The organism is Rhizobium gallicum bv. gallicum R602sp (genome assembly GCF_000816845.1).
GTDB lineage: Bacteria > Pseudomonadota > Alphaproteobacteria > Rhizobiales > Rhizobiaceae > Rhizobium > Rhizobium gallicum.
This window is the reverse complement of record NZ_CP006880.1, coordinates 1451413-1468652: the sequence shown is the minus strand read 5'-3', so window position 1 is coordinate 1468652 and position 17240 is coordinate 1451413. Positions and strand designations below refer to the sequence as shown.

Here is a 17240-nt window from a genome sequence, read left to right as displayed (position 1 = left end):
AACCAATGCGATGGCCGCTTTCGGTCCGAGGCAACAACTGCCGATCGGCATGGTCGATTTGACTGGGAAAGGCGGAGTCGTCGATTGTTCCACCACGACGATCAAGTCATGCAAGCAAGCTTGCCCTTCCATCTGCCGTGATTTCGAACTTAACCGGACGGCCGGTTTTTTTGCTGGACGACCATGCCCGAGTTCGAATTTCCGTTCCTGTCAGGTTAGACTCTGAACTATATGGTTCATTATGTAAGCTCTTCCCTCGATCTCTCGTTTGCGGCGCTGTGCGATGCGACCCGCCGCGGGATCATCGATCAGCTTGGGCGAGGGGACGCGTTGATCACCAGTCTCGCGGATACGTTCCAGATGACGCTGACCGGCATGAAGAAGCACATCCAGGTTCTCGAGCGAGCGGGGCTCGTCGTCACGCAGAAGGTCGGACGGGTGAGAACCTGCAAGCTTGGGAAACGCGGCCTCAAGGCGGAGGCCGAGTGGATCGAGGCACATCGCAAGCTCTTCGAGGCCCGCTTCGAAGCACTGGACGAAATTATCAGCGAAATGAAACAGGAGGGAAGCGATGAATCAGCAAGTTAACAGTGCAGCTGGTGCGCAGAACAGCACGTCAGTCGAGCGTAGAGGGGATCGCGAGCTCGTCGTAACGCGGACATTCAATGCGCCGCCGAGCACGGTTTACAGGGCGTGGAGCCAGCCCGAGCTGTTCCAGCGCTGGTGGGTGCCAAAATCGGCATCCGGCGTTTCGCTCGTATCGTGCGATATGGACGTCCGTACCGGCGGCAAATATCGGCTGGAATTCGGCGCCGGCGGTTCGGACACCATGGCCTTCTACGGCAAGTATCTCGAGGTGGTGCCGAACGAGCGCATCGTCTGGACCAACGACGAGGGCGAAGAAGGCGCGGTCACGACCGTGACCTTCGAGGACCAGGGCGGGAAGACGCGGCTGAATTTCCACGAAGTCTATCCGTCCAAGGAGGCGCTTGAGGAAGCACTACATGGCTCGGCGGCCGCATTGCCGGAGCAGCTGGAGCAGCTCGACGAATTGCTATAGGCGAGTGGCGCGGGTCGGGAAACTCGCCTCGGGGGAACGTCTGCTCTTGGGAAGTGGCTCGACCGGCCCTTCAGGCCGCTAATCTCGTATATGATGACGCCCGTATGTTCGGTATTGCCCAACAAATGCGGAAACTCTGTGAGGAAATAATGCCCACGGCCCAAGAAGGCTGTCTGCCACGATCGCAGCAAGCGCCGGCGCGAAAGCACATGAACTGATGGCTCGTTATGGCTGGGCCACGACGCAACATGCCGAGATTTATACCAAGGGCGCCGATCGCGCGCGCCTAGCTGTAAGTCTTCACGCCTTGTCGCAGAACAAATCGAGGCCGCCAAAACCCCACCTTATTCCCGGTGCGGGAACGAGCAGAAAAGAAAAACAAAGGCATTTTAAGGGAATGGTGGGCGATGAGAGACTCGAACTCCCGACATCCTCGGTGTAAACGAGGCGCTCTACCAACTGAGCTAATCGCCCCTCGATGCCGCAGCATCCAGCGTGAAGGCTCTCTATCGATATCGGCGCAGAACTGCAAGACCATTGGCGGGTTTTTTCGCCAAAATTTTTGAACCGGCAATCATCACCTCGTGTGCATCACGGGCACGCTCAGATTATTGTGAACCGCCAAGGGCAGGTCCCTTGTCTCGCAAGCTTTCGTAATGCCGGGCTTGCGTATAGAGATGGGCTGCGTCGCGGCACATTCTGGTGTTGTGTCGCGACTAACAAATCATTCCGCACTGGAGCACAGAGTGAAAACGCGCGAAGAGCGGCTGCGTCTGAGGAGCAGCACACCTCGAACAAGACTTGATTTTGTCCATACCGAAGGCGCCAAACTGCTGCCTGATCGCAATGAACTCCTCTATCGTCTGCCCAATCATGCAGTTGCAGCCGAGATTGGCGTCGCTGAAGGAGAGTTCACGTCTGAAATACTCAAGCGGAACCGCCCCGAAAAACTTTTCCTGATCGATCCATGGGGGATGGATCGTTACTCCGCCGGCATGGCGACGGTGAGCGAGAAATATGCCGGCGAGATAAAAGGGGGAACGGTGGTGATCCGGCAGGGCACGTCGCTTGAAGCCCTCAGCACGTTTGACGATGGTTTTTTCGACTGGGTTTATATCGACACCGATCATTCCTTCGAACTCACCTGGAAGGAGTTGGTCCTGTCAAACAGCAAGGTCAATCGCGGCGGACGAATTGCCGGCCACGATTTTTGTACCGGTAACACCGTAAAGCCGATCGTCTACGGCGTCGTGGAAGCCGTCAACAAGTTCTGCGCGGAATGCGGATGGCGCTTCGAATACCTGACGCTGGATCCGGATGCGCATTTTTCCTTTTGCCTGCAGCGCCTCTGATGTACCAGCCGTAAGTCACGGGGCGTGTGCCCGCTGCTGCCGCACCCGGAAAATGCCGGCCATGGCAATCGTCAGCAAGAGCGCGGCAGTGGCGATAAGCAACAAGCCGCCGGCGGCGCGATAGACGACGACGCCCACGATCCCGCCGAAGAGGAACGCAAGGATGGTTTGGACATGTAAAAGGAGCTTGGCGCGGTCATACTGCGCCTCGCTGGCTCGCTCCCGTCCGCGCAGGATGTCAAATGCCATCCCAAGCTCTATGCCGACATCGGTCGCCATTCCCGATATATGGGTGGTCCTTACCCGAGCGTTGGAAATGCGGGTGACGACTGCGTTTTGAAGGCCCATGAGAAAGGCAAGGCCGATCACCAGAACCGGTGCCCGCCATTCTCCAAGCAGCCAAAGGTCGGCACAGCCGAGTACCGCAAGCAATATCGCCTCGGTCAGGATGCTGTAGGCGTAGATGGCATGTATGTTGCGTCTGCGGCCGGCATTGATGAGCAGCGTCGAGACGGTGGCGCCCATTATGAATGTGACGATGATCGCAAGGTAGAACAGGGCGGAAATCCACGCGCCGACGGCAATGTGGTCGGAAAATGTGGAGATGTTTCCGGTCATGTTCGCAGAAAAGAAGCCGACCGCGTAAAAGGCGGCCGCGTTGAGCGCGCCAGCGATCGCTGCAAGGCAAGAGGCGAGCTTCCTGTCAATCTGTTCGTTGCGTTCGTGCCCCTGGCGGATCAGCATGGTCTGTCTTCAACGTGGCGGGATTGGGTCAATGCTTAGAAAAAAAGGTCAATGGGACGTTAATCCTCGATGCGGTCGAGCTTTTTGGCGGTCGCCGAGAGCAGAGGAATCTGCACAACCCAGTTCTATCGCCCGAAACCTGAACGTCAACAGGGTCGACATCTCGACTTTTCGACGGGCGCATTTGCCTCTCCATGCCGGATGTTGCCGGTTTTATCGTCGCGCGAGTTCTTCATTTCACCTTACGGGCGTAAAATAGAACATCAATTCTATGGATTAAGACATGAAAACCGTATCCTTCGGCTATGTTTCATCCGAGGGAAATAGACATGAGCTTCAAAAATTTGGGCGCAGCCGCATTGATCGGGGCATTGTCGTTGACGATTTCTGCTTCCGTGGGCATTGCGGAAGATGCGGCCAAGCCGGTTACCGGCGGCACGCTGATCTATCTCGAGCAGCAGGCGCACACCAATCTTTATCCTCCGGCCGGCGGTTTTTATCCGAATGGCGGCGTGCTCAATCAGATTACGGATAAATTGACTTATCAGAATCCGAAGACGCTCGAGATCGAGCCCTGGATCGCGCAATCCTGGACGGTGAACGAGAATGCGACGGAATATACTTTCCGGTTGCGCGCAGGTGTGACTTTCTCGGACGGATCGCCGCTCGATGCGAACGCGGTTGCGAAAAACTACGATACGTTCGGTCTCGGTAACAAAGCGTTGAAGCAGCCGGTTTCGGAAGTCATCAACAATTACGACCATTCCGAAGTTATCGACCCGCTCACCATAAAATTCTACTTCAAAAGGCCATCGCCGGGATTTCTGCAGGGAACGTCGGTTATCGGCTCCGGCCTAGTTTCGCTGGCGACGCTGGCTTTGCCGTTCGAACAGCTCGGGGATGCAACGAAGATCATTGGCTCGGGCCCCTTTGTCGTCGAAAGCGAAACGCTCGGCAAGGAGCTTTCGCTGAAGGCGCGCCAAGACTACAACTGGGGTCCTCCAAAGTTTAAACATCAGGGCCGCGCCTACCTCGACGGGATCAAATTTGTCATCACCGGGGAGGACAGCGTGCGGATCGGCGCGCTGCTGTCCGGCCAGGCGGATTTCATCCGCCAAGTGCAGGCCTATGACGAAGAGCAGGTCGAAAGCCAGGGTTATAAGATCTACGCGCCGCCCACGCGCGGCGTGAACAACAGCGTCGTCTTCCGCCCAGACAACCCGCTCGTTGCCGATCTGCGCGTCCGACGGGCGCTGCTGCATGGCACGAACACGCAGGAGATCGTGTCGACGCTTTTTTCCGTGAACTATCCCCAGGCAAAATCGATCATCGCTTCGACGGCGCAGGGCTATGTCGATCTGTCCTCGAAGCTTGCCTACGATCCTGCCGAAGCCGCAAAGCTGCTCGACGATGCCGGCTGGAAGGCCGGCGCCAATGGCGTGCGTGCGAAAGACGGCCAGCCACTTATCTTGACAGCCTATGAATCGCCACCGCAGCCCCAGAACAAGGCAACGCTACAGCTTGTCGCGCAGCAATGGGCGAAGCTCGGCGTGACGCTCAATGTTCTTGCAGGCGATGCCGGCAGCAAGACGGTCGATGATCTCGATCCGGACAAGACGCCCGTTTCGCCGGCGATGGTGGGCCGCGCCGATCCCGACGTCATCAAGAGCCAGTACTATCCGAAGAATCGCGACGTTCTTCGCCAGAAGGGCGGGTTGAGCGACAAGGTGAAGTCCTTTGCGGACGGCAGGCTGAACGGCCTGCTTGAGCAGCTTTCGTCAGAACCCGATCCTGCGAAGCGCCTGACGATTGCCGGCGAGGTTCAGAACTACGTGATCGATCAGGCCTATGCAATCCCGATTTTTGAAGAGCCGCAGGCCTTTGCCGGCGCACCTTATGTGCAAGGGGTAGCCTTCGAGGCGGTCGGCCGCCCGAGCTTCTACAGCATCTGGCTTGCTGAACACTAACCGGGCGAAAGCCCGGCAAGAGCCGCGCTAGTTCCGCTGAGACGGAGTTTACCATGGCAAGATATGTTCTTTCACGCACAGGGCAGGCGCTTCTGGTGCTATGGGCCGCCTTCACGATTTCTTTCGTGCTGCTGCAGGCGATGCCCGGCGACGCGGTGCTGATCAAATTTCAGAACCCGGAATACGGCCTCGGCCCGGAACAGCTGGCCGATATTCGTGCAGCCTACGCAGCAGACGGGTCTCTGGCGTCGCAATATCTCCAAACAATCGGCAACTTCCTGACAGGCAATTTCGGCTATTCGCTGCAGCGCGGCGTCGCCGTCAGCGCGCAGCTTGCGGTCAACCTGCCCTCGACCATCCAGCTTGCAGGGCTCGGCTTTGCCACCGCTTTGATCCTGGCGGTCATTCTTGCGATCTTTTGCAATATTCCGGGCCTCGGCCGGCTTCGTTCATTCATTCATTCTATCCCTTCGCTGTTCGTCTCTGTGCCCACGTTCTGGCTCGGCATCATGCTGATCCAGATATTCTCGTTCCGGCTGAAACTCGTGCCGGTGATCAATCCCGGGCCATGGGAGGGACTGATCCTTCCCGTCCTGACCGTTGCCGTTCCGATTTCCGCACCGATGGCGCAACTCCTGCTTCGCAACGTCGATGAGGTCCTTACGCGTCCCTTCGTGGCTGTTGTGCGCGCCAAGGGTGCATCGCATTACTGGGTGTTGTGGCGCCATGTCGCAAGGAACGCATCGCTGCCAGTACTGACGGTGGCTGGTGTGCTCTTCGGCGAACTCCTGGCCGGTGCCGTCGTGACCGAAGCCGTCTTTGGCCTCAACGGAATCGGCGGCCTCGCCGAACAGGCAGTGACCTCCCAGGATGTCGCGGTTTTGCAGGCGATCGTCGTCATATCTGCAGCCACCTTCGTCGCCATAAACCTTGCGATCGATCTGCTCTATCCCGTGCTCGATCCGCGACTGAAAACCAAACTGGGGACCGCGCGATGACCCAGCTCGATAGTGCTAAACGGCACCTCGATATCAAAAGTCCGGATCCGGTCGACTGGATCGCGCAAGCACCGGTCGGCGATGAGACGCTGCCCACCGCTGAGGAAAAGAGGCACGGCATCCGCGTCCAGCCCGATTTTGTGCTCGCTGTTGTGACCCTGACCCTTGTCCTTTTCTGGGCTTTCATTCCAGGGCTCTTTACCGCGCATGACCCGATCCAGGGGCAGGCGGGTCAGCAATTGAAACCGCCTGGGACAGCGCATCTGCTGGGTACGGATTCACTCGGCCGCGATCTTTACGCGCGGCTCGTTCACGGTTCGGTGCATACGCTTTCCGGCGCGCTTGCGGCTGTCGCCATCGGCATTGCCATCGGCACGGCGCTCGGGCTTCTTGCGGGTTCCCTAGGCGGTTTGGTCGACGGGATCATCATGCGTCTCATGGACGTGCTGCTCTCGATCCCGGGCCTATTGCTGTCGCTCAGCATCATCATCCTACTTGGCTTCGGCACGACAAACGCTGCCATCGCCGTCGGCGCGACGTCGATTGCAAGCTTTGCCCGAATCGTTCGTTCGGAGGTCGTGATGGTGCGCCGCAGCGAATATGTCGAGGCGGCCTTCGGCAGCGGCGCCACCTTCCTGAAAGTGCTGTGGCGACACGTTCTGCCGAATTCGCTGACTTCTGTCATTGCGTTTGCAGCGCTGCAGGTCGGGTCGGCCATCCTGCAACTTTCGACCCTCGGTTTTCTGGGCTACGGCGCGCCACCGCCGACGCCGGAATGGGGCCTGCTCATTTCCGAGGGCCGCAACTATATCGCAACCGCATGGTGGCTGACGGCCGCACCCGGCATCGCGGTGGTGCTCGTCGTTCTCTCGGTTAACCGGGTCAGCCAGGCAATCGGAAAGGTGCAGAGATGACGATCCAACCGGTCAATCGGTCGAACGGCGCGACCCAGCCCGCCGCGGTCCTCGAAGTGTCGGGGCTGACGGTGTCCTACAGCGATCGAAATGGAACGCGTACTGCGGTGCGCGGGATCGATTTTCGCGTTGATCCGGGCGAGGTCGTGGCGCTTGTCGGCGAGTCAGGTTCGGGCAAGAGCTCGACTGCGCAGGCAATCATCGGCCTTCTGCCGGAAAACGGACGCCTCGAGAAAGGTAGTGTCCGGCTGAACCGGCAGGAGATTGCCAACTGGCCTCAGAAGCGGCTCGATGGCATTCGCGGTTCCGTCGTGAGCTTGATACCGCAGGATCCGGGCAACGCGCTCAATCCGGTCAAGACGATCGGCAAACAGGTGGCGGAGATCTTCGCAATCCACGACCAGTCCTCCGGACCGGTTGCCTATGCTCAGGCAATCGAACTGCTTGGGCGCGTCGGCCTCTATCAGCCGACGTTGCGTGCCCAGCAGTATCCGCACGAGCTGTCCGGCGGCATGAAGCAGCGCGTGCTGATTGCGATTGCAATTGCACTGAGACCCTCGCTGATTATTGCCGACGAGCCGACGAGCGCGCTCGATATGACGGTCCAGAAGCACATTCTCGACCTCATCGACGCGCTGCGCCGCGAATATGGTACGGCGCTCCTATTGGTGACGCACGATCTTGGAGTTGCCGCCGACCGGGCCGACAAGCTGGTGGTGCTGAAACATGGCCGCATTCAGGAACAAGGCCGTACCGGCGAAATCTTGAGGGCGCCGCAAAGTGCATATACGCGTCAACTTCTTGCCGACGCGCCGTCTCTCAATGCCAGTCGACGCCGCCTGCCGGCTGCTGCAGGAGCGCCGGCCACTGAGCCGGACGACATCATCATTGTCGAAAATCTAGTCCAGGATTTCGGCCTCGGCGGACAGAAAGGCCACTTTCGCGCCGTCGACGATATCTCGTTTCGGGTCCGACGCGGCACGACTCATGCGCTTGTCGGTGAATCGGGATCCGGCAAGACTACGACAATCCGTACTGTGGCGGCCTTCCAGAAGCCGACGGCGGGGAACGTTTTCGTCGATGGTCTAGACCTGGCTCGTCTGGGCGGTGAAACGCTGAGGCTCTTTCGCAAGAAGATCCAGCTCGTCTATCAGAATCCGTTTGGCTCACTCGATCCGCGCCAGACCATTGCACGGATTGTCGAGGAGCCACTTTTGAACTTTGATCCGATCTCACGCGCCGAACGGGCTGAAAGGGTCGCAAGCACGCTCGAAAGGGTGGGGCTGACGCTCGATATGCTGCAGCGCAGGCCGCATGCGCTTTCCGGTGGACAGCGTCAGCGCGTGGCGATTGCCCGTGCGCTGGTCCTTGGTCCGCAGATCCTCGTTCTCGACGAGGCTGTCTCAGCGCTCGACGTTACCGTGCAGGCGCAAATCCTGGCATTGCTCGACAAACTGCAGCGCGAGCTCGGGCTCACCTATCTTTTCGTCTCCCACGATCTCGCCGTGGTCCGCCAGATCGCCGACACGGTCTCGGTGCTGAAAGAAGGCAAGCTCGTCGACAGCGGGCCGGTGGAGGGCGTCTTCAGCGATCCGCAGCATGCCTACACGCGTGAGTTGATCGATGCCATTCCCGGCAAGAAGTGTCCGCCCATCCCGAGGCGGTCGTCGTTGACCAATGCAGGAACAAATCCATGAGATATCCAGGCCAGCCGAAGCGTCTCGGCTTCTTCAGTCGGGTACTCGACCAGGCCGATCCGGCAACCCGCTACCGGCTGGTTGTCGAGCAGATCATCCATGCGGAAAAGTTCGGATTCGACAGCGCCTGGATTGCCCAACACCACTTCAATGGCGAAGAAGGGGGACTTCCTTCACCCCTTATCCTTCTTGCCGAACTTGCGGCGAGAACATCGCGCATCCGGCTCGGAACAGGCGTGATCACGCTTCCGATGGAGAATGCGGTTCGTGTTGCGGAGGACACGGCGATTCTCGATATCCTTTCGAATGGCCGCCTAGAAATCGGTTTCGGCACGGGCGGCACGCCTGCAGCCTTCCTGCCGTTCGGCTTGCAAAGTGGCGATCGCGGCCAGGTTTATGCTAAGAGCCTTGCGATGGTGCGACGCGCCTGGGCCGGCCACGAGCTGGAAGGAGGAAACCGCCTCTATCCAGATGCGCCGCACTTGCTTGATCATGTCTGGCAGGCGACGTTTTCCGTCGACGGCGGCGAGCGTGCCGGCCGTGATGGTGATGGTCTGATGCTTTCGCGGACGCAACCTCGTCCGCTTGAAGCCCCGTCTGCGGAGCTTTGGGAATTGCAAAATCCGATCATTGATACCTATCTCGAAGCGCTGGCCAACCGCCGCGCACCGCGCATTCTCGGTTCCCGCAGCCTCTTTGTCGCCGATGACCGCAAGGAGGCGCTGCATTTTGCCGAACTCGGGCTGAAGCGCAGCGTCGAGCGCTTTGTCTCAAGCGGTCATAAGATTACCGGCACGACGACAGAAGACCTCATCAAGGCATTCGATGTGCATGTCGGAGCGCCGGACGACGTGATTGCGTCGCTGAAGGCCGATACTGCGCTGTCGCGAGTGACCGATCTCGTCTTCCAGGTGCATTCGGTTGATCCACCGCACGAGCATATCCTGCGTTCGCTGGAATTGACGGCAACCATCGTGGCGCCCGCGCTTGGCTGGACGGGCCAGGCTCCGCTTCATCAGGAGCGGCGGCTCGCAGCCAACGCCTGAACTGATTTTCGGCTTTCCAAGAAAGGGTAACGACCATGACCGCTTCGACACCTGACGTTATCGATCTTTTAGCCGGCATCGGCGCCGGCTCCTTCGTCGATCGCATTCGTGCGGAACGGCCTGAAACACGCTTAAATGCGCAGAAGAGCTATCTGGCACTTTTCGAGCCGATACAGGAAGGAGGCATCTTGCGGATGGAGCGACTTGCCGTCGCGGCCTTCGTTGCGGGATTGCACGATGCAAGCGCGGCAGCCGAATTTTATTCGGCCGGCATCATCGAGACGATGGGCGGCGCTTCTCTTGCCGCAGCCGTCAGAGCAGAGGTCGAGAAGGGGCGCACGCATGGCCCCTACGGCAAGTATCCGGCGGCACCCCTATCGGTTGGAGACAAGTCGGGCCTGGTCTTTGAGGTATCCGATTTTGGACGCGTCGCTCTCGGAGGTAAGCTGTCGGCGGCGCTTGAACATAGCCATCTGCTGGTGTTCCGGCCGCGGGAAGCCTCTCCGGCTGCATTGCAAAAATTGCTGGATGCCGGATGGAGCACGACGGCGATCGTGACGCTTTCGCAGATCGTATCCTTCCTTGCATTCCAGATCCGCGTGGTCACCGGGCTTGCGGCGCTTTCCAAGGCGGGCGCGGGAACACTTGCTTCGGCAGCAGCCGAATAAGGAGACGATGACATGAGCGAGATTGCAATCCATCCTAAGCTCGAGCGCCGCCCGAGCGCCTTCACACAGGCCGAGATTGGCTGGGCACCCTGGCTGGCGCCGCTCGTGGAAGAGGACCTGACAGGCCGGCATTGGGCCGGGCTGGTTGATCCATCGCGCGCCAAGTCGGCTTACTTCATGCTGCTTGTACGCGATCCGGAGATTCTAGAGGCTCGCACGAAGACTGACAAGGACATCTTCCACAATACAGCGGCCGGTCTGCCGCGCGCCGATAGGGAGCTGTCTGCGACGGCCGCGTCGCGGGTGAACGGCTGCATTTTCTGCGCCTCGGTCCATTCCCGTTTTGCCTCTCATTATTCCAAGCGCACCAGCGATGTTCAGCGCCTGCTTGACGAAGGAACGGATACCGACCTCGGCAGCCGCAGGTGGAATGCAATCGTCGAGGCCTCGGTCGCTTTGACGGCGACACCATCCGCCTTCAACGAGGGAGAGATTGCCCGGCTGCGGTCCGAAGGTCTGAACGATCTGGAAATTTCCGACGTCATCCATGGTGCCGCTTTCTTCAACTGGGCCAACCGACTGATGCTCTCGCTCGGCGAGCCGACACCTGCGGCTGAAGCCTGATGGCGCCGGGTTTCATGTATAGAGAAGGTCTTAATCCGCCAACCGCCTTCCATCTGCATCGAAGAAGCGGCGCTTGCTCATCTCGCTTGCGAGATGGACGATGTCGCCGGCCCCGATTGTGAGTGAAGACCTGTGTTCAGCGATGACGGTCTGGCCATCATCGAGTTGGCAGTAAAGGTACTGGGTTCCGCCCAGGTACTCAAAAAAATCGACGCGCGCTCTAAGCGTCTGCGCCGCAGCTTCAGCGACAATGAAGTGCTCGGGGCGAACGCCGAATGTAAGCCGTTCGCCGGCTGAAAGTTTGCCAGATGCAATCGGCCCCGGGATCACGGTCCCGGCGATGCTGAGTGTGCCGCCGCCCGACCATGTCGCTTGCAGTAAATTCATCCGCGGTGAGCCTATGAAACCCGCTACGAAGACATTGGCCGGGTTCTCATAGACGTCACGCGGCGTTCCGGCTTGTTCGATACGCCCATCGCGCAGAACGACGATTTTGTCCGCAAGCGTCATCGCCTCGGTCTGGTCATGTGTCACATAGATCATCGTGTTGCCGAGTTCGCGATGCAGCCGAGCAATCTCGATGCGCATCGAGACCCGCAATTCGGCATCGAGATTGGATAGCGGCTCGTCGAACAAGAACACGTCCGGCTTACGCACGATTGCCCGGCCGATCGCTACGCGCTGGCGCTGACCCCCGGAGAGTTGTCCGGGCCTGCGGTCGAGCAGGTGGTCGATCTTCAAGATCGCGGACGCGGCCTTCACACGTGCTTCGATTTCTGCTGCCGCCGTTCTCGCCATCTTCAGTCCGAAGGCGAGGTTTTCGCGCACGCTCATGTGCGGGTAAAGCGCATAGGACTGAAACACCATGGCAATGCCGCGCTCGGAAGGATCGAGATCGGTGACGTTGCGTCCCTTGATCTCGATCTCGCCGTCGGTGACCTCTTCCAATCCGGCAATCATGCGAAGCAGCGTCGACTTTCCGCAGCCGGACGGTCCCACGAAGACAACAAACGAGCCTTCGGCAATTTCAAGGTCGATGCCATGAATGACATCGAGGCTGGCGAAACTCTTGCGGACGCCCGCCAGCACGACGCCAGTGTCAGCCAGTTTACTCACCGCGTTCTTCACCTGCTCTTACCCAGACAAGCATCTCACCCGGCGCTCGATTGTCCCAGAATGGATAGGGCACGAAGCGCGCAGTCGTTTCCCGTGCATGAGGCGGTGACGCCCTGTAAAGGGCGCTGCCCCAATCGGCCTCATCGCGCCTTGCGGGCAAATCCAGAGCAACGGCACCACGAAGCTCGGCGACTTCGAAGGTTGTCGCTTTCGAAACGTCGCCATTGAGCCGGATTCCGTTCAAGCCTGAGCCGTTGTCGGTCGCCTCGAGGCAGTAGACCAGAGGGCCGCGCATCAACGCGGTGCGGCCGGCATCCTGGCGCACGAGCGGATTGGCAAAGAGCGAGCGAGCCGCAAGAGGAATGTTAAGATCGACGTGATCGCCGCTTTTCCATTCCCGCTCGATGCGGGCATAGCCGTCGAGCGCCACGGATGAAAGTTCAAGCGCCTCGCCATTCACCTTGATCGCGACGCCGTTTGCCCATTCGGGGATACGAAGCGACACTGCGAAACGCGCCGGCCTTTCCGTTACGACGTCGAAACATATGGCGCCATCCCAAGGATAGCGCGTCTCCTGCGAAAGCGTGATCTTGGAGCCGCCGATTTCAAAATGCGCCTTGCTTTGTCCGTAGAGATGTACGGCGATCTCGTCGTCGGCAACGGCATACATATACGACCCGATGGAGGATAGCAGGCGGGCAATGTTCGGCGGACAGCACGGGCAATGATGCCAGATCCAGCGATGATGCTTACCGGCACTTTCAAGTGGGTTTTCATAAAAGAACGTGCGGCCGTCGAGCGAAATTCCGGCCATGGCGCCGTTGTAAAGCGCCTGTTCCATGATGTCGGCATAGCGGCGGTTCGGGCCCCGGCCGAGCATGCGGCTTGCCCAGAAGACAAGGCCGACCGAAGCACATGTTTCCGCATAGGCGGTTTCGTTCGGCAGGTCGTAGTAATCGGTGAAGCCCTCATTTGCGGCGGCCGGTCCAATGCCACCTGTAATATACATCTGCTTGGTGGTAAGGTCGTCCCAGAGTGTTTCGAGCGCTGTCGTCAGCGTGTCGTCGCTATATTCCGTCGCGATATCGGCCATGCCGGAATAAAGATACATCGCGCGCACCGCATGGCCGACCACCTTCTTCTGCTCGCGCACCGGTTGATGCGCCTGATTGTATTCGTAGGTCTTCTGAATGAAATTTGCCGGGTCGCGCCCATCGCGGGTCGCCTCTTCGGTGAAGAAATGCGGCTCTGTGCCACGCTCGTCAATGAAATACTTGGCGAGATCCAGATACTTCTTCTCGCCGGTCACCCGCGCGAGTTTCACGAGCGCGAGCTCGATCTCCTCATGGCCGCAATAGCCCGGTATCTGGCCCTCGCCATGGCCGAAGACCTTGATCATATAATCGGCATACCGGCACATGATCTCGAGCAGCTTTCGCTTGCCCGTCGCCTGATAATAGGCAACGGCGCCCTCGATCAGATGCCCGGCGCAATAAAGCTCGTGGTGATCGCGCAGATTGGTCCAGCGGCGACCGGGCTGAACGCGTTGGAACCAGGCATTCAGGTAGCCGTCCGCGTCCTGCAGCTTCCCGTACATGTCGATGATTTCGTCGACGCGCGCCTCAAGTTTGGGATTGGGGCGCCGGTAAAGCGAATAGGCGACCGTCTCGATCGACTTTCCAAGGTCGCTGTCCCAGAACATCTGCGTCGTACCGCCCCAGGGCTGAATTGGAATGACGACACCGGGGCCTGGCTGGCTGGTATCGATCGCGCGCAGCATGCCCGCCTCCACGCAGCGGTCGAGAAGTGTCTCGGCCGTGGACTCGCAGATGGCATCCTGACGGTCACCGAAGATGCCGTAAAGTTCGACGCTTGGAACGGGCAAGGGGCGGAACTGGCGGTCTCGTTTTGGCTTGTTCATGGCTTCATCCGTTGTAGCTGGGTTCATTTTACCGCGCCGGCCATCAGCCCGCGCATGTAGTAGCGTTGCAAAAGCAGGAAGACGATGAGGCAGGGGATCGTCATGACGACCACGCCGGCCTGCACAGCACCCCAGTTGATGGCGCCAAGGCGGCCGGCGCGCACTGCCGTCATGAGGACCGGCAGGGTGTATCTCTCGTTGCTGGAGAGCAGCACAAGTGCTGCCAGGAACTCATTCCAGGCATTCAGGAACGCAAAGATCGCGACGGTGGCGACACCCGGCAAGACGAGGGGCAACAGCACGCGCCCGAGGAGTTTTAAATCACGGGCGCCGTCGATGCGCGCAGCCTCCTCGATCTCCTTCGGCACGGCGTCGAAAGCATTTCGCATCATGAAGACGGAAAAGGGTAGCTGAAGCGTCACATAGACGAGCGTCAGCCCGAGCAGCGAATTGTTGAGCCCGAGCTTTGCAAGGATGATAAAAAGCGGCGTCAGGATCGACTGGAACGGGATCATCAGTGTCGTGATGATCAGCACGAAGAGCACGTTCTTCAGAGGAAAGCGGTAGCGCGAAAATCCGTAGCCCGCAAGCAGGCTGACTGCAACCGTGAGCACCACGGTGGCAAGGGAAACAAGCAGAGAATTGATCATATGCCGCCAGATCCCGGCGCCGAAGGTATCCAGCAATCTGTAGGAATCGAAGCTTATTTTCGCGGTCGGCCATGGTGGAAGGGGCGGCAGGCTCGCTTCGGTTCCGTGCCGGAACGAGGCAAGCAGCGTGACGGCGAAAGGCGCCAGAAAGAAGATTGCGATGGCGATCCCTGTCAGGTGATAGGCCGACTGCAAGCGCAAGCGCTTTCGCGCACGTTTTTCCTTCGCGGAAATCATGGGTGATCCTCTCCCGCACGGAGCAGCCAGAGCTGCACGATGCTGATAGCCACGAGGATCGCGAGCAGCGCGATCGAGAGCGCTGCGCCATAGCCGAGATTGAAGGACACAAAGGACTGATTGAAGATGTAGTAGACGACCGAGATCATCTTGTTTTGCGGTCCGCCGGCCGTCATGATGTAGAACTGGTCAAAGGCGAGGATCGATCCGGTGACAGAGACGATCAGTGCCAGTGCGATCGTCTTTCGCATCAGCGGCAGTGTCAGGTGCACGAAGCGTTGCCAACGCCCGGCGCCATCGATGCGGGCCGCCTCGTTGAGTTCGGCGGGAATAGCCTGAAGTCCAGTCAGGAGGATGATCATGGTAAAGCCTGCGATCTTCCAGACGACCATCACGACAATCGTCAGAAACGCCGTGTCGAAAGTCGCAAGCAGGTTGGGGCTTTTTGCCACGAGGTCGAGGCCTTTCAAGGCGGGACCGATGAAACCGCTGTCGACATTGGCGAGCCAAACCCAAAGCAGCGAGGCCGTCGCAAGGCCGACGACCACAGGCAGGAAGATGATCGTGCGGTAGGCGCTGACAAACTGCCGCTCTTTCTCGACGAAGATCGCGAGCGGAAAGGCCACCGAAAAGATCGCGATCGTGACGATCACTGTATAATAGGCCGTAAAATTCAGCGCTGTTATGAAGCGGCTGTCGTTATACATGCGAAAATAGTTGTTGAATCCGATCCAGCGCGAAGCGCCCATCAGCGGCCAGTTGTGAAGGCTCATCCATCCGGTGAAAAGCACCGGCATGATGAAGAAGACGATAACGAGCGCCATGGCCGGCGCGATATAGGCAAGGCCGCGCCATTGCGATCTCCGACGCCTGCGCGGGGAAGATTGGCGCGGTAAGCCTGAACCTGTCATCGAGAACGCTCCGCATCTGTCATTGAGGTTGGCCGGGAAGCTGCCACCGCCTCCCGGCCCGCGGCCGGGAGAGCATTATTGGCCGCTGTCTATGATCGATTGCATTTCCGACTGGGCGCTTGAAAAGGCGCCGTCGACATCGTCGCCGAAGATGGCGGCATTTGTGAAGCTGGCCCATGGGCCGTTGGCGCTGTTGATCAGATCGTTGAACTGCAGCGTATAGGGTGTCTTCGCAACGCCAATGGCCTTGAGGCCGACCTGCATGCGCGGATCGAGACCTTCCAGTACCTTGTCGGCGATATCGCCGCGCGTCGGCAGGCTGCCGTACTTCGCCATGACTTTCTGGCCATCCACTGAGTAGACGTATTCGAGGAATTCCTTCACAGCGTCGATCTTCTTCGTGCCCTTGGTGATGACGAAATTATCGCCGCCGGCGAAGGAGGACGGCGTTCCTTCGACGCCGGGAATGAGCGTGACCCCGAAATTGATGTCCGGATGTTCGGTCACCAGTGTGCCGATGGCAAAGGCGCCGAGGCTCTGCTGACCGATTTTGCCATTGGTGAAGGTGAGGAAGTTCGCGCCGTTGTCGCTTGCAGCTCCCGCCGGCACGAGGTCCTTCTTGACCATGTTGCGATAAATATCGACGGCCTTGCGCATTTGCGGGGTATCAAGCGTTGCTGCCTTGCTGTCGGCCGACAGGATATCGGCTCCGGCACCCCACACGAGCGGCGTGAAGGTGAATATCATGCAGCCACCGCAGCCGCCGCCGGAGAAATAAAATCCGTAGGTGTCTTCACCGAGTGCTCGGATCTTTTCCGCGTTGGCGGTAATTTCGTCCCATGTTGCCGGTGCCTTTTCCGGGTCGAGACCGGCCTTCTTGTAGAGATCCTTGTTCCACGCGAAGACCGATGTCTCGACGGAGAGCGGCAGGCCGTAAATCCGGTCCTGATAGGTTCCGAGGCGAACATGTGACGGCGACAGCGAATTGAAGTAAGGCAGAGCTTTTGCCCAGTCCGTCAGGTCCTCCAACTGGCCGGCCGCAGCAAAGGCGGGGTTATAGATAAGATCCATCGAAAGGGCGTCAGGAGCCTGTCCGCCGGCAATCGCGGTTGCATATTTCTGCACCAGTTCGGAAAATGGTACCTCGGTTGCGACGACCTGGTTTTCGTGGTTGGCGTTATAGGCTTCGACGACCTTCTTGAAGGCGTCGCCGATCCCCGAGCGGACCCACATTTCAACTTTTTCGGCGGCCGCTGCTCCGGATACCAGGCATAGGGTAGCGATGCTGGTCGCTGCTATTAGGCGCTTGATCATGACATTCCTCCCAATATGGCG

16 protein-coding genes and 1 tRNA gene are annotated in these 17240 nt (G+C 59.1%); 10 read left to right on the top strand and 7 right to left on the bottom strand.

Features of this window, described 5'->3' with window-relative positions; genetic code table 11:
• Positions 1-231: 231 nt before the first annotated feature.
• Both RGR602_RS30020 and RGR602_RS30015 read left to right on the top strand, forming a co-directional pair.
• Positions 232-588, top strand: coding sequence for an ArsR/SmtB family transcription factor (locus RGR602_RS30020; protein WP_040115632.1), 357 nt, complete (start codon positions 232-234; stop codon positions 586-588).
• Positions 572-1060 carry an SRPBCC family protein gene (locus RGR602_RS30015; protein WP_040115631.1) on the top strand — a complete coding sequence of 163 codons (489 nt, stop codon included), beginning with the start codon at positions 572-574 and terminating at the stop codon, positions 1058-1060. The genes RGR602_RS30020 and RGR602_RS30015 overlap by 17 nt, the downstream gene beginning before the upstream one ends.
• A gap of 398 nt (positions 1061-1458) precedes the next feature.
• On the opposite strand, the gene RGR602_RS30010 is transcribed toward RGR602_RS30015, so the two are convergent.
• Positions 1459-1534: transfer RNA gene (locus tag RGR602_RS30010), tRNA-Val, on the bottom strand.
• A 272-nt stretch (positions 1535-1806) separates the two neighbouring features.
• On the opposite strand from RGR602_RS30010, the gene RGR602_RS30005 reads away from it, so the two are divergent.
• Entirely contained in the window at positions 1807-2412 is a 606-nt protein-coding gene (locus tag RGR602_RS30005; protein WP_040115630.1) for a class I SAM-dependent methyltransferase, read from the top strand.
• A 15-nt stretch (positions 2413-2427) separates the two neighbouring features.
• On the opposite strand, the gene RGR602_RS30000 is transcribed toward RGR602_RS30005, so the two are convergent.
• Entirely contained in the window at positions 2428-3156 is a 729-nt protein-coding gene (locus RGR602_RS30000) for a YoaK family protein (protein WP_040115629.1), read from the bottom strand.
• A gap of 329 nt (positions 3157-3485) precedes the next feature.
• Here RGR602_RS30000 and RGR602_RS29995 point away from each other — a divergent pair, with 329 nt between their 5' ends.
• The 7 genes from RGR602_RS29995 to RGR602_RS29965 are packed head-to-tail and all read left to right on the top strand — an operon-like array spanning position 3486 to position 11070.
• Positions 3486-5123: a TIGR04028 family ABC transporter substrate-binding protein gene (locus tag RGR602_RS29995; RefSeq protein WP_040115628.1), complete on the top strand. Its 1638-nt coding sequence runs from the start codon at positions 3486-3488 to the stop codon at positions 5121-5123.
• Between the two features lie 53 nt (positions 5124-5176).
• Complete coding sequence (locus tag RGR602_RS29990) at positions 5177-6121, top strand: ABC transporter permease (protein WP_040115627.1); 945 nt, start codon at positions 5177-5179, stop codon at positions 6119-6121.
• Positions 6118-7035 carry an ABC transporter permease gene (locus RGR602_RS29985; protein WP_040115626.1) on the top strand — a complete coding sequence of 306 codons (918 nt, stop codon included), beginning with the start codon at positions 6118-6120 and terminating at the stop codon, positions 7033-7035. Before RGR602_RS29990 ends, RGR602_RS29985 begins: the two co-directional genes overlap by 4 nt.
• Positions 7032-8732 carry a dipeptide ABC transporter ATP-binding protein gene (locus tag RGR602_RS29980; protein ID WP_040115625.1) on the top strand — a complete coding sequence of 567 codons (1701 nt, stop codon included), beginning with the start codon at positions 7032-7034 and terminating at the stop codon, positions 8730-8732. Before RGR602_RS29985 ends, RGR602_RS29980 begins: the two co-directional genes overlap by 4 nt.
• Positions 8729-9778, top strand: coding sequence for a putative FMN-dependent luciferase-like monooxygenase (locus RGR602_RS29975; protein ID WP_040115624.1), 1050 nt, complete (start codon positions 8729-8731; stop codon positions 9776-9778). The genes RGR602_RS29980 and RGR602_RS29975 overlap by 4 nt, the downstream gene beginning before the upstream one ends.
• Before the next feature lie 35 nt (positions 9779-9813).
• On the top strand, positions 9814-10446 hold the full coding sequence (locus tag RGR602_RS29970; protein WP_040115623.1) for a CMD domain protein: 633 nt from the start codon (positions 9814-9816) through the stop codon (positions 10444-10446).
• 12 nt (positions 10447-10458) lie between these two features.
• Positions 10459-11070 carry an alkylhydroperoxidase domain protein gene (locus RGR602_RS29965; RefSeq protein WP_040115622.1) on the top strand — a complete coding sequence of 204 codons (612 nt, stop codon included), beginning with the start codon at positions 10459-10461 and terminating at the stop codon, positions 11068-11070.
• A 30-nt stretch (positions 11071-11100) separates the two neighbouring features.
• Here the strand turns inward: RGR602_RS29965 and RGR602_RS29960 are convergent, their stop codons facing one another.
• From RGR602_RS29960 to RGR602_RS29940, 5 genes are all read right to left on the bottom strand, one after another.
• The gene (locus tag RGR602_RS29960) at positions 11101-12186 is read right to left on the bottom strand and encodes an ABC transporter ATP-binding protein (RefSeq protein ID WP_407692058.1); all 1086 of its coding nucleotides are present in this window, start codon (positions 12184-12186) and stop codon (positions 11101-11103) included.
• Positions 12179-14107, bottom strand: a complete 1929-nt coding sequence (locus RGR602_RS29955) for a glycoside hydrolase family 127 protein (RefSeq protein WP_040115621.1) — start codon at positions 14105-14107, stop codon at positions 12179-12181. Before RGR602_RS29955 ends, RGR602_RS29960 begins: the two co-directional genes overlap by 8 nt.
• Positions 14108-14130: 23 nt before the next feature.
• Entirely contained in the window at positions 14131-14994 is an 864-nt protein-coding gene (locus tag RGR602_RS29950; protein ID WP_040115620.1) for a carbohydrate ABC transporter permease, read from the bottom strand.
• The gene (locus tag RGR602_RS29945; protein ID WP_040115619.1) at positions 14991-15905 is read right to left on the bottom strand and encodes a carbohydrate ABC transporter permease; all 915 of its coding nucleotides are present in this window, start codon (positions 15903-15905) and stop codon (positions 14991-14993) included. The genes RGR602_RS29950 and RGR602_RS29945 overlap by 4 nt, the downstream gene beginning before the upstream one ends.
• A 75-nt stretch (positions 15906-15980) precedes the next feature.
• Entirely contained in the window at positions 15981-17219 is a 1239-nt protein-coding gene (locus tag RGR602_RS29940) for an ABC transporter substrate-binding protein (RefSeq protein ID WP_040115618.1), read from the bottom strand.
• Positions 17220-17240: the final 21 nt, after the last annotated feature.

Coding starts and splice junctions, on each gene's coding strand:
- RGR602_RS29970 (WP_040115623.1), top strand. CDS start 9,814: ATGACCGCTTCGACACCTGACGTTATCGATCTTTTAGCCGGCATCGGC.
- RGR602_RS29940 (WP_040115618.1), bottom strand. CDS start 17,219: ATGATCAAGCGCCTAATAGCAGCGACCAGCATCGCTACCCTATGCCTG.
- RGR602_RS30015 (WP_040115631.1), top strand. CDS start 572: ATGAATCAGCAAGTTAACAGTGCAGCTGGTGCGCAGAACAGCACGTCA.
- RGR602_RS29965 (WP_040115622.1), top strand. CDS start 10,459: ATGAGCGAGATTGCAATCCATCCTAAGCTCGAGCGCCGCCCGAGCGCC.
- RGR602_RS29955 (WP_040115621.1), bottom strand. CDS start 14,107: ATGAACAAGCCAAAACGAGACCGCCAGTTCCGCCCCTTGCCCGTTCCA.
- RGR602_RS29950 (WP_040115620.1), bottom strand. CDS start 14,994: ATGATTTCCGCGAAGGAAAAACGTGCGCGAAAGCGCTTGCGCTTGCAG.
- RGR602_RS29995 (WP_040115628.1), top strand. CDS start 3,486: ATGAGCTTCAAAAATTTGGGCGCAGCCGCATTGATCGGGGCATTGTCG.
- RGR602_RS29980 (WP_040115625.1), top strand. CDS start 7,032: ATGACGATCCAACCGGTCAATCGGTCGAACGGCGCGACCCAGCCCGCC.
- RGR602_RS29945 (WP_040115619.1), bottom strand. CDS start 15,905: ATGACAGGTTCAGGCTTACCGCGCCAATCTTCCCCGCGCAGGCGTCGG.
- RGR602_RS29975 (WP_040115624.1), top strand. CDS start 8,729: ATGAGATATCCAGGCCAGCCGAAGCGTCTCGGCTTCTTCAGTCGGGTA.
- RGR602_RS30020 (WP_040115632.1), top strand. CDS start 232: ATGGTTCATTATGTAAGCTCTTCCCTCGATCTCTCGTTTGCGGCGCTG.
- RGR602_RS29985 (WP_040115626.1), top strand. CDS start 6,118: ATGACCCAGCTCGATAGTGCTAAACGGCACCTCGATATCAAAAGTCCG.
- RGR602_RS29990 (WP_040115627.1), top strand. CDS start 5,177: ATGGCAAGATATGTTCTTTCACGCACAGGGCAGGCGCTTCTGGTGCTA.
- RGR602_RS30000 (WP_040115629.1), bottom strand. CDS start 3,156: ATGCTGATCCGCCAGGGGCACGAACGCAACGAACAGATTGACAGGAAG.